The sequence below is a fragment of the Alistipes sp. CAG:29 genome, assembly GCF_000435435.1.
GTDB lineage: Bacteria > Bacteroidota > Bacteroidia > Bacteroidales > Rikenellaceae > Alistipes > Alistipes onderdonkii.
The window spans coordinates 92159-105294 of sequence record NZ_FR893475.1 but is presented as its reverse complement, the minus strand read 5'-3'; the positions used below and the strand labels follow the sequence as shown (position 1 = coordinate 105294).

At 62.0% G+C, this 13136-nt stretch carries 6 protein-coding genes and 1 pseudogene; all 7 read left to right on the top strand.

The annotated features are described in order from the left end of the window. The gene (locus QVP03_RS09320; protein WP_022333206.1) at positions 1 to 3267 is read left to right on the top strand and encodes a SusC/RagA family TonB-linked outer membrane protein; all 3267 of its coding nucleotides are present in this window, start codon (positions 1 to 3) and stop codon (positions 3265 to 3267) included. A 38-nt stretch (positions 3268 to 3305) separates the two neighbouring features. Next, complete coding sequence (locus tag QVP03_RS09315; RefSeq protein WP_022333205.1) at positions 3306 to 4820, top strand: RagB/SusD family nutrient uptake outer membrane protein; 1515 nt, start codon at positions 3306 to 3308, stop codon at positions 4818 to 4820. A 30-nt stretch (positions 4821 to 4850) separates the two neighbouring features. Next, positions 4851 to 6899, top strand: a complete 2049-nt coding sequence (locus tag QVP03_RS09310) for an FISUMP domain-containing protein (protein ID WP_022333204.1) — start codon at positions 4851 to 4853, stop codon at positions 6897 to 6899. 85 nt (positions 6900 to 6984) lie between these two features. Then, the gene (locus QVP03_RS09305) at positions 6985 to 7926 is read left to right on the top strand and encodes a glycerophosphodiester phosphodiesterase (RefSeq protein ID WP_022333203.1); all 942 of its coding nucleotides are present in this window, start codon (positions 6985 to 6987) and stop codon (positions 7924 to 7926) included. 270 nt (positions 7927 to 8196) lie between these two features. Further along, entirely contained in the window at positions 8197 to 9162 is a 966-nt protein-coding gene (locus QVP03_RS09300) for a FecR family protein (protein ID WP_141405738.1), read from the top strand. 74 nt (positions 9163 to 9236) lie between these two features. Continuing rightward, the gene (locus QVP03_RS09295) at positions 9237 to 12782 is read left to right on the top strand and encodes a SusC/RagA family TonB-linked outer membrane protein (RefSeq protein ID WP_022333201.1); all 3546 of its coding nucleotides are present in this window, start codon (positions 9237 to 9239) and stop codon (positions 12780 to 12782) included. A gap of 12 nt (positions 12783 to 12794) precedes the next feature. Next, positions 12795 to 13136: pseudogene (locus QVP03_RS09290) on the top strand (RagB/SusD family nutrient uptake outer membrane protein); the annotation flags it as partial.

Below are 13136 nucleotides of genomic sequence, written 5' to 3'. Positions count from 1 at the left end.
ATGAAAAGAGTCCTTACGACACTTTTGAAAAGTGTATGTATAATTGCTCTGGTGCTGTGCGGGATGGACGCGCAGGCGCAGGGCAACCTCGTAACGGGTGCGGTCAGGGATGCGAAGGGCGAACCGGTGATCGGCGCCACCGTCATCGTGAAGGGAACCGCAACCGGCGCGACATCCGGGGCCGACGGCCGCTATTCGATCCAGGCGGGCCCCGATGCGACGCTCGAATTCAGCTTCATAGGCTACAAGAAACAGGAGGTGCCCGTAGGCACCCGCTCGGTGATCGACGTTAGGCTCGAAGAGGATGCGCTGATGGTGGACGACGTGGTGGTGATCGGTTACGGCACGCAGTCGCGCCGCACGATCACGGCCGCAGTTTCGAAGGTGGACGGCGAGAAACTCGCCGGCGCCCCGGTCAACTCCATCGGCGATGCCCTGAAGGGACGTGTCGGCGGCGTGCGCGTATCGTCGGCCGACAACCAGCCGGGTTCCGACCCCGTGTTCCTGATTCGCGGCGGTTCGTCGATCAACCAGTCGAACGCCCCGATCATCATCATCGACGGCGTGAACCGTGAAATGACCGGCCTGAACCCCAACGACATCGAGTCGATCGAGGTGCTGAAGGACGCCGCTTCGGCGGGTATCTACGGTGCCCGCGCCTCGAACGGCGTAATCCTCATCACGACCAAGAAGGGCAGCATGGCACGGGGCCCGCAGGTGACATTCGAGGCGCAGGCCGCATGGACTTCGCCCGCCGTGAGGTTCGACCTGATGGACGGCGGCGACTACCTGCGCACGATGCGCACGATGCTGAACGAATACCCTTCGACCTACGCCTACGGCTCGGGCATCCTGACGGGCGCCAACTCCGCCGGTATCGGCAACGGCGACAATTCGGTGTGGACGCCCAAATTCGTGGATACGCCGGCCGACGTCCCCGCAGGCTGGAAGGTGATGGTCGACCCCATCGACCACTCGAAACTGATCGCCTACCAGGACAACGACCAGCAGAAGCAATGGTTCGACGACTCGTACTGGATGAACTACTACGTCGGCGTGAACGGCGGCAACGACAAGGTGCAGTATGCCGCGTCGGCCGGCTACACGAAGGACGGCGGCATCGGCATCAACACCGATTTCTCGCGTTTCACCTTCCACGGCAACACCTCGTTCAAGATACTCAGGAACCTGAAGGCGACGACCGTATTCGACTACTCGGAAACGAAGGGCAACACGCTCCCCTCGTCGGGTATCGCCACCTACTGGACGACCGTGGGCCGCGGCATGTTCATGCCCGCCACGCACCGCGACTACCTGGATGACGGCACGCCCGCCCAGGGAACCAACAACACGACCATCTCGGCCGCATGGTTCGACCGTTACTATACGAGCAACTACACGGCACGCCGCATGACGGCCAATTTCAACCTCGAATGGGAAATCGTCGACGGGCTGCGCGCCGTGATGCAGGTTGCCAACCACAACTATTACAGGATCGACAACCAGCGCCTGGCGGGCAACGCTATCTCCAACCAGCGCCGCACCTACGAGAAGTGGGGGCAGACCAACCGCTTCAGCACGCAGGGCTACCTGAACTACCGCAAGACCTTCGCGCAGGATCATACGATCGAGGGCACGGTCGGGTTCGACTACATGAAAAACACGGTCAACGGCCTTTCGCTGACGGTCACGGGCGCCGATTCGGACAAGGTGCCCACGCTGGCCGCAGGGACGGACGCCACGGGCTGGGCGGACACCAACACCAACGAGGCGCTCTCCTCCTATTTCGGGCGCCTGAACTACGACTACAGGAAGAAGTACCTCTTCATGTTCACGTTCCGCGCCGACGGCTCGTCGAAATTCGCCGAAGGAAACCGCTGGGGATATTTCCCTGCGGCGTCGGCCGGCTGGGTGGTCTCGGAGGAGAAATTCTGGAACGTGCGCAATTTCAACAGCTTCAAGATACGCGCCTCGTACGGCCTGACGGGTAACAACTACATCGGCCTTTACGATGCCTACGGAGGGTTCGGCGCAACGTCGATCTACAACGGCGCGAGCGCCATCCTGCCCACGGCGCTGCCCAACATGAGGCTCAAATGGGAGACCACCCACCAGCTGGACATCGGCGTCGACATGGGATTCTTCAACGACCGCATCCGCCTGATGGCCGACTATTACAACAAGAAGACCACCGACCTGCTCTTCAGCGTCACGCTGCCCGATACGTCGGGTTACGGCTCGGCCCGGCAGAACGTCGGTTCGGTACGCTTCTACGGCGCCGAGGTGGAACTCTCGACGGTGAACATCCAGAGCAAGAACTTCACCTGGACGACCGACTTCACCTACTCGTTCAACATGAACAAGGTGTTGTCGCTCCCCGACGAGTACAGGTACAAGGACGTCGACGGCAAGGATGCATGGCGTATCGGCGGGTACACGATGTCGGAGACGGGATTCCGTTTCGGCGGCACGGCCGTCGGCGAACGCATGGGGCGCATCTACGGCTACAAGACCGCCTACATCATCGAAACCGAGGCGCAGGCCGACGCGGCGCTGTACGACGTCAATTCGCACGGCATCCGCCGTTCGGACGGCCGTTCGATCGCCGGCCGCAAGGACATCGGCGACTACGAATGGCTCAACCGCGCCGGGTCGGCGCGTACGGCGGACGGCAGCGAGCAGATCAACGACGAGGACATGTTCCTGCTGGGGTACGTGACGCCCCACTCCACCGGCGGTATGAACAATACCTTCAAGTACAGGAATCTCTCGCTGTCGGTCTACGTCGACTATGCGCTGGGGCACTCGGTCTACAACTACATGTATACGCGCGGCCTGCAAACCTCGATGGGCAACTGCAACTGGAACCTCATCTACGATGCGAACGACTGCTGGCAGAAGCCGGGCGACAACACCAAGTTGGCGCGCCTGTCGGCCAACGACGCCGACGGTGGCAACAAGAACTATTCGCGCATCTCGGACATCAGCGTGCAAAAGGGCGATTACCTCTGCCTGCGCGACGTGACGCTGTCGTACAGCTTCCCCAAGCGGTGGATCGGCAAGCTCGGGCTGGGCAACCTGACGGTCTCGGTATCAGGCAACACGCTGGTGTACTGGACGAAGGTCAAGGGCGTGTCGCCCGAGTCGGCGGTTGCCGCCTCGGGATCGAGCACGGGCATGTACAGCGTGGTGAATACCAGCTCGGCCGATTATAGCATTTACCCGCCCACGCGCAAGGTGATGTTCAGCCTGAAGGCCACGTTCTGAACGGGATGATTCTCAACAACTAAATCGAATATACGAATATGAAATTCCATAAGCTATATATTGCAGCGATAGGCGCCGCCTCGATGGCGATGGCGGGGTGCGAGCTCGATATCGTCAACTCCGACCAGCTCAACACGACGAACATGTGGGTGGACGAAAGCGACGTCACGGGCGCGACGACGGGTATCTATTTCGAATTGCGCAACGCCTTCCGGCAGAATTACACGAACCAGTTCTTCTGGGGCGAACTGCGCGTCGGGCCCGCCATGTGGGACCGCGGTACGAACCGTTCGCTGATGGACTCGGACATGCTGGAGGTATTGCACAGCCTGCTCAACGGGGGCACGTCGTCGGTAAGCTGGACGAACCTCTACACCTGTATCAACCAGTGCAACTCGGTGATAAAGTACGCGCCGTCGGTCGAAATGTCTGACGAGACGCGCAGCTACTGCCTCGGGAACGCCTATTTCGTCCGGGCATACGTCTACTACTGGATCGCCCGCGTATGGGGCGACGCGCCCGTCATCCTGACGCCCACCGAGAGCACCGGGCGGGAGATTTACCCTTCGCGTTCGCCCCGGGCCGAGGTATACGCCCAGGTGGCGCAGGACATCGAAAGCGCGCTCACGCACATCACATCCAACGCCAAGGGCTGCTATTATGCCACGGTGGACAACATCAACATGCTGAAGGCCGACTTCGCGCTGTGGATGTACGCCGCACAGAAAGGCGGCGATTCCTACCTGACGATGGCCGGGGAGGCGCTCGACGCCGTTACGCGCACGCCGCTGCTCGGCAAGTTCGCCGACGTGTTCGACGTGAAGAACAAGGCCAACAAGGAGATCGCCTTCGCGCTGCATGTCGATGCGACGAACGAGGTGCATTCGGCCAGCTACATCCAGCGTTTCATCTGGGGCTCGACGCAGGTCAAGGCCTCGTACCGCAACGTCGAGGGCGGCGTGCCGGTATCGAGCAACCAGTGGTTCTGCTATGCGGACGAATTCATCGGAGAGCTGAAGCGGAACAAGGAGCAGAACAACGACCAGCGCAGCGACGTGACCTATATGGAGCGCACGGGCGTGAGCGACATGTACGAAAAGGTCGGATGGCCCAACAAGTTCACGGGCGACTGGTCTTCGGGGACGCTGCTCTACGACGATGACCTGATCCTCTACCGGTATGCGCAGTACTATATGTTCCGTGCCGAGCTGTACTATTACAGGAAACAGTACAAGGAGGCGCTCGGGGAGCTGAACGTGGTCGCGCAGCGCGCCTACGGAAAGGCCGACTTCTACACCTCGGCCACGCAGCAGGACGTGCTCGAAGCGCTGGCTGCGGAGAACCGCTGGGAATTCGCCGAGGAGGGCAACCTGTGGTTCACCTACATCCGCCTGGGTTACATCGACACCTACTGCCCGCTCAAATACTGGCCCAATACGGGTGTCGAGGGCGGCGTGGGCGGTTCGACGAACCCCAACATCTACCTCTTCCCGATCTCGACCTCGGCGATCAACAAGAACAGCAACCTCAGGCAGACCGAAGGCTGGTCTTAATCCATTTACCCAACAGAAAACTATTCAGCTATGAGAAAATTCATATCCGGCCTGCTCGCCATCGCCGCGGCGGCATTCACAGGCTGTTACGAGTCGGGCACCGATGCGGACAACACGAGCCGGGAGGCGCGCATCTCGATTTCGCCCGCCGCGATCGGGTTCGATGCCGACGGGCGGACGACGGACGGACTGGCGTTCGGCACCTACATCGTGACGGTGAACCCCTACGGTAAAATGTATAGCGACTGGCATGCCGAACTGGTCGGCACCGACTGGGCCACGCTCGACTACCATACGGCCTCGCCCGACGGCGCGGTCGAAAAGGCGCTGCGGATCACCTGCTCCGCGAACACGGACTATAAGCGCACGGGAACGCTGCGCGTAACGCTCTCCAAGACGGGCGAAAGCGTTGATTTCCCGATCACGCAGGTCGGGCTCAAACCCGATGCCACGCTCACCCTCTCGACGGAATCGGACATCGAAATGATGGCCCTGGAGCCTGCCGAGGTGACTGTGACCTTCGAGACCAACATGCCCGCCTCGACCGTTACGGCCGAGCTGGAAGAGGGCGTGGAGTGGCTCACCTGCACGCTCGACAGGGAGGCCGGGACGGTCGTCCTCGCGGCTTCGGACAACACCTCGCCCACCGACATGCGGGAGGCGACGGTGACCGTGAGCGCCGGGACGGAGGATACGAGCCTCGCCACAAGGCAGATCAAGGTGCGGCAGCTGGCCAACGAAACCTACCTGTTTATTTACGGGTCGGGCATACCCCACTTTGCGGCTTTCGGCGATGCCGCACAGATGAACAAGAACGACCTGGTGTTCGGCCTCGACCACTATTTCCGCAGCGGCAAGGTGATCCTCTCGACTTCGCGTACGCCGGACGCCTATCCGCGCTATGCGCTGACGGCCGACGGCAAACTCGCCGTACTGGCCGACGCGGCTGCCGAGGCCGCGGCGCCCGAGCTCACGTTCGGCATTGCGGGGATGAATGCCCTGCGCGTGACGATCGCGCTCGACGACGACAACAACGTGGTGGCAGCCGACTCGAAGGCCGAGTTCACGCGCATCTCGACCGTGAACAGCATGCCCGAATCGGAACTGGCCGGCTACCCCACCAAGGAATACGTCACGCGTGACGGAAAGACCAAGACGTGGATGACGACCGGCCTGCACTGGAACGGCGGCGCGGCGATGGGCACCTACAAGCTGGGCAGCGGTCTGGTCGGGGGCTCGAAGACGGGCGGTTACGACGAAGCGGAGTATTCGATGCGCAACCCGGCCTATGACACCGAGGAGAACGGCGGTACGCTCAAGGAGCTGATGATGCCCGACGGCGTGACGACGCGCGCTTCGGTCTACGGACGCCTTTACAGTTCGTACGAAACGCTGACGGGCGACCCGGCCGGCGCGCTGAGCGCGGCCCTGCTGATGCCTTTCCCGCTGGGAGGCGCCGGGACGGTGGTCGTGGATGCCGTGGGCAACAGCATCACGCTGGAACCGATCCTCAAGGCCGACCTGAAAGACTACGCGGCCTCCGACGGCGGCAATACGCAGGCCGAGGCCGACCACCCGTCGCTCTCGATGCAGGTGCAGGGCATCTGTCCCTACGGCTGGCATATCGCCAACATGTCCGACTGGAAAGACCTGATCTACGCGGTGGCGGAGTCGTCGAAGAGCTATTCGGACTACCCCGTGGCGGCTGCGACGGCATCGTACGGCGCCATGACCTCGGGCAATGCGGCCAATGTGGCGGCGCACCTGCGCTGCAAGGAGTGGCAGGACGCCGAGTTCAACCCCGCGACCGTTATTTCGAACGGTGCCGAGGCCTTCGCTTTCAACCTCTACCCGCAGGGGTGGCGCCTCTACAAGAGCGGCTACGACTACTGCGCCAACTCGGGCAACGTGCGCTTCTACTGTCTGATTCCGATGATGGGACAGACGACGGCCTCGAAGATGGCCCTGTGGCGCGCCTACTGTACGACCTCGGCCGATATGGTATTCGACGACGGGTTCGACGTGGGCAACGGTTCGGGAGCCGCGGTGCGCTGTGTGAAAAATTACGAGAATTTCTGAATCCGGAGCGGGCCGGACGGGAGAACGTCCCTGTCCGGCCCGGGCTCCGGCCATGGAACGACAACGAATAAAAAAAGAAAAACCTATGAAATACGATAAAATGCTTATGCTCCTCACCCTTGTCGCAGCCGGCCTGGCGGCAGGATGCAGCGACGACGAAGATCCGCTGAAGGACTGGACGGGGCCGTCGAAGCCCGGCACCGAGATCAAAACCCCGGCCGAGGTCGGCAACCGTGTCGTCGCGCACCGCGGCGGTTCGACGGAGGCCGGGACACGGCAGTTCCCCGACAATTCGGTGGCGGCGCTCAACTATGCCATCGGGCTGGGCTGCTACGCGTCGGAGTGCGATATTTACCTTACGAAGGACGACGATGTCGTGGTGGCGCACGCATCGGCGGGGTGTTACATCAATAACCTCAAGCCGTGGGAGCATACGCTCGCCGAACTGCGTGCCGCAGGGACGCTGGACAACGGGGAACAGCTGCCCTCGCTGGCCGACTTCATCGACGTGGTGCTCGAGGCGGGAACCACGCGCCTGTGGCTCGACGTGAAGAACATTACCATCGACGGCAAATCGACCGAAGAGGGGCGCGAGGCTTCGGCCAGGGCGTGTGAGCGGGCGTGCGAGATCATCGAAGAGATGGGCGCGCAGAATTTCTGCGAGTTCATCGTCACGGGCAATGCGACGAAAATCAGTTCGGGCAGCCCCGTCACCATCTGGCAGCGTTCGCTCGCCGCGGCGGGCGCCGTGGGCAGCAATGCCGGGTGGATGAGCTTCCGCAACCCGGCCGATTACATCTCCTACGGCTATCCGTGGGCGAACCTCTCGACCGAAAACCTCTATTTCGAGGGGAAGACCGTGAACAAGAACGGTTATTCGGTGCAGAAATTCCTCGATGCGGGGCTGAAGCTCAGCGTATACAATGCCGACCTGGATGTCGACATGGATTACTACCTGACCTACAAGGACAAGCTCTACGCCATCTGCACGAACTACCCCCGCAAGCTGCTGGGCAAATGGAACTGACCGAACCGTTCCGTATCCTGCCCGGCACCTGTGCCGGAGATACGGCCGGGATGATATCCGGGCTTTGAAGCCCGGATATTTTTATTACCTTTAGCCCTGCGCAGCTTCGTCCTCGACCCGTATTTCCCGGGATTCCAGAAAAAATGCACTTTTTCGAAAAAAAAAGTGAAAACAGACTAGGTATTTTTGTGCCTATGGCTGTATAGTATAGGTAACACCCTAAAAGTATACATATTGGAACGCCATACAGATACCCCTACCATAACCGACATGGAGGGACTGCTATACAGATACCTCGTCCGCCGGACGAGCGGGGCCGAAGACCGGGAGGTATATGCCTGGCTCGAAGCCTCGGAGAAGAACCGCAGCCTGTTTTTCGAAGTCGCGGCCGTATGGAGCGCACACAGGACGCTCATCTCCCCCGCCACCGGCGAGCGCTGCGATGCCATGCTACGGCGGCTCAACGCGCGTATCGACGCCGACGACGCCATGCAGCGCCCCGCGCGGTTCGCATGGCGGCGTTGGATGTCCGCAGCGGCTGCGGCAGCCGTGGTCGTGATCGCGGTCGCGGCAGCCTGGCTGGCAGGGCTGCGCTTGCCGGAAGCCGGGCGGTTCCAGTCCTATGCCAACCATACCGGCGACGTGGCCGTCCTGCATCTGGAGGACGGGACGCAGGTGTGGCTGCAAGACGGCACCGAGTTGCGCTATGCCGTAGGCAAGGGGGACGGGGAGCGGATCGTGCGGCTCGACGGCGAGGCCTATTTCGACGTGTCGCACGATGCGCGGCATCCCTTCGTCGTGGAGACCCGCGAGCTGGCGATCCGGGTGCTGGGCACGGCCTTCAATGTCCGGGCGCTCGCCGGCAACCCGTTCACGGAGGTGGTGCTCGAACGCGGCGCCGTACGCCTCGAAACCCCCGGCGGCGACAACCTCGTGCGGCTGCATCCCAACCAGCGCGCCGTGTACGACGCCCGGATGGGCGACATGGAGGTGGCCGAAATCAACGCGCCGCTCTATGTGACCAGGCGTTACAACCTGGTCACGATGAAGGGCGCCACGATCACGGAGATCATCGCCGGCATCGAAAAGAGCTACGGCGTACGCATACGCATCATGTCGCCCGACGACGGCAAACGCTACGACATCAACTACCTGCGGAGCAATTCGCTCGAGGAGGTCGTCGACATCGTCGAGTTCATGACCGGAACGCATTGCGAGGTGATCCGCAACGAATGATACGGGGCCTGCGGCCGACCACCGCAGGCCTTTTGCACCGCACAACCCGGAACACGCTTCACGAACCTTAAAATATGAAGAAAAATTCCATCCCCAAGCTGGAATTGGTATTTCTTCTCCTGTTGACCGGCATGTGTCCGCAGGCCCATGCTACGGATGACGGCAGAAATGCCTCGCCACAAAAGACCTACGCTGTGGATCTCACGCTCGGATCCGCAACGGTGCTGACCTTCACGGAGGCCGTCACCTCACAGACGGGCGTACTGTTCTCCTACGAATCGGCACTGTCGCAGATGCCGCTCGGCGACGTGTCGGTGCATGAAACCGCGGCTCCGCTGGAACATATCCTGGAAAAGGTATTCAAGGGACGGGGATTCCGTTACAAGGTCGTCGACCGCATCGTGGTGCTGACCTACGACACGGATTCCGCGCGTTCGCAGCTGGTACTCGTGACGGGGCGCGTCAAGGACGGCTCGGGGATGCCGCTGGTCGGCGCCTCGGTCGTCGTGAAGGATACGATGCGGGGCGTTTCGGCCGGGGCGGAGGGCAATTACCGGATCTTCGCCGATCCGGACGCCACCCTCGTTTTCTCATACATAGGCTATGCCGACCGGGAGGAACGCATCGGGACGAGGTCGGCCATCGACGTCGTACTGGAGGAATACGAAGCCGTGCTCGAGGACGTGGTGGTGGTCGGATACGGCACGCAGTCGCGCAGGACGGTGACTGCGGCCATCAGCAAATTCGACGGGCATCTCCTGGAGGGTATCCCCGTCAATTCGGTCGGCGACGCCCTGAAGGGACGCGTCCCCGGCGTGAGGGTCGCTACGACCGATGCGACACCGGGCGCAGACCCCAAATTCCTGATCCGCGGCGGATCGTCGATCAACCAGTCGAACGACCCGATCGTGCTGGTCGACGGCGTAGTCCGCGAAATGGCCGGGCTGAATCCCAACGACATCGAATCCGTTTCGTTCCTCAAGGACGCCGCGGCGGCGGGCATCTACGGTTCCCGCGCGTCGAACGGCGTGATCCTCATCACCACGAAGAAAGGTTCGAAACACCTCGGCCCCCGGATCGTATTCGAGGGGCAGTGGGCCTGGGCGTCGCCCGCCACGAAGTTCGACCTGATGAACGCCCGCGATTACATCCTCACGGTGCGTCCGGCGCTCATGGAGGGGTATTGCGGCGGCATGGATCCGGCATCGGTGCTGGGCGGCGAACAGTCGGCAGGCACGGGCAATACGGCCAAATCGCTCTGGACGACCCGTTACCTCCGGCCGGACGAACCGGTTCCCGCCGGCTACCAATGGGTCGAAGACCCGGTGAACCCCGGGCGCATCATCGTCTTCGAGGACAACGACCAGCAGAGCCAATGGTTCGGCGACGCATGTTGGCAGAATTACTACGTCGGCATCGACGGGGGCGGCGACAACATCCAATACGCCGCCTCGGCGGGTTATACGGACGACAGCGGGATCGGGATCACGACGGGCTATTCGCGCTTCACGTTCCACGGCAACACGACTTTCCAGGTGACGCGGCGGCTCAGGGCCTCGACGACATTCGACTATTCGCAGATCGAGCAGCAGACCTTCGAGAGCGCGCCGCTCAGCCTGCGCAACTCGGTCATACGCGGGCTCTCCGTCCCTAACACCCACCGCGACTGGTACGGCGAGGAGGCGGGCGAGGAGCTGGCGGGCACGCCTGCGCTGGGCACCAACAACACGACGATACCGGCCGCCTACTACGCCTATTACTACCACAATGCCGGGTCGACGATCAAGCGTTCGACGGCCACGATCAACCTCGACTGGGAGGTGTTCGACGGGCTGCGCCTGGTCGGGCAGTTCACCAACTACAACCGCCATACGCGCAGCTATTTCTATGTCGAGGACAACCCCACGACGGGCTCGAACATACGGCCCATGAAAGAGGGCTTTTCGGAGACCAACCGCATGGATTTCCAGGCCTATGCCGACTACAAGGGTACGTTCGGCAACGGGCACCGCCTGGGTGCCGTGGCGGGCTACGAATACATGCTCGACAAACTCAACAGCTTCGACGTGCGGGTGCAGGGCGCCGTGTCGGACAAGCTGCCCGTGCTCGACGCCGGGACTTCGAACATCGCCAACTATCCGAAGAGTACCCGCACGCGGGAGTGCCTGATCTCTTATTTCGGGCGTGTGAACTACGACTACGGCGGGCGTTACCTCCTCGCCGCGACGATGCGCATCGACGGTTCGTCGAAATTCGCCGCAGGCCACCGCTGGGGCTATTTCCCGGCGGCATCGGCCGGATGGGTGGTCAGCAAGGAGGGATTCTGGCCCCAAAACAGTGCGGTCAGCATGCTCAAGGCGCGCGTGAGCTACGGGCTGACGGGCAACAACGGGATCGGGCTGTACGACACCTACGGCAGCTACAATTCGCTCTACACCTACAACGGCAACGCGACCACCACGACCAATACGATGCCCAACAACGGCCTGATCTGGGAGAAGACCCTCCAGTTCAACGCCGGCATCGACCTCGGGCTGCTGGACAACCGCATCACGCTGGCGCTCGACTATTACAACAAGGAGACGCGCGACCTGCTGTTCGACGTCAGCCTCCCCAATACGACGGGCTACAACTCGGTTTCGACCAACCTGGGGCGCGTCAGGTTCTACGGCACGGAGCTGTCTCTGTCGTCGGTCAACATCGACCGCAAGGGTTTTTCGTGGAGGACGGATTTTACGTACAGCTACAACATGAACCGCGTGCTCGAACTGCCCGACAACGGCAATCCCCGCAACCGCATCAACGGCATCTCGGTCGGTGATGGGAGCCAGTTCGGGGGCATCGCCGAGGGCGAGCGCATGGGGCGTATCTTCGGCTATGTCGCAGAGCGCATCATCGAGACGCAGGAGGAGGCCGACGCGGCCCGGTACGACACGCAGTCGCGCGGCTACCGGCGCAGCGACCGGCGGCAGATAGCCGGGCGCAAGGACATCGGCGACTATGAGTGGAAAGACCGTCCGGGATCGACGCGCATGGACGGCCGGCAGATCATCAACGCCGAAGACCAGTTCCTGCTGGGGTATGCCCTGCCCCACTCGACAGGCGGCATCGGCAATACGTTCCGTTACCGGAACTGGACGCTGAACGTCTACATGGACTATGCCCTGGGACATTCGGTGCGCAACGACATGCAGATGCGCTATTTCCAGTCGACGATGGGCAACTGCAACTACAACCTGACGAACGAAGTGAAGAAATGCTGGTCGCAGCCGGGCGACGACACGCGCTACGCCCGTTTCACGGCCAACGATACGGACTGGGGCAACCGCAACTACGGGCGCACGTCCGACATATTCGTCGAGAAGGCCGACTACCTCTGCCTGCGCGATGTTTCGCTCTCGTGGTCGCTCCCGAAAGCGTGGCTGCGCAAACTGCACATAAGCCAGGTGACACTCACCGTCTCGGGCAACACGCTCTGCTACTGGACGGCCGTGCACGGGGTCTCGCCCGAGGCCGCGACCACCGGCGGCCTCTACACCGCGTCGTCGACCTACGACACCGGGTTCAGTCCCTACCCGCCGACGCGCAAAGTGCTCTTCACGGCCAAACTCACGTTCTGACACCCTACTGCCATGAAAACGAAATTCGGAAAGACTATAGCCGGAGTCGCGCTGCTGTTCTGCGCATACGGGGCGGGCGGCTGTCACGGCGACCTGGACATCATGCAGGACAACAAGCTCTCGGCCAGCAACATGTGGAAAGAGGAGAGCGACGCCACGTCGGCCACCTACGGGCTGTACGTCTACCTGCGCAGTGCGCTCAAGAGCATGAACGACATCTACCTCTGCTGGGGCGAGCTGCGCAATGGGCTGTGGGGCCCGGGGACGCACAACACGCTCAACGGCGTCGACCAGTCGCAGGTGCGCACCAGCACCATGAGCTCGGTCAACGAGTATGCCGACTGGACGGTGTCC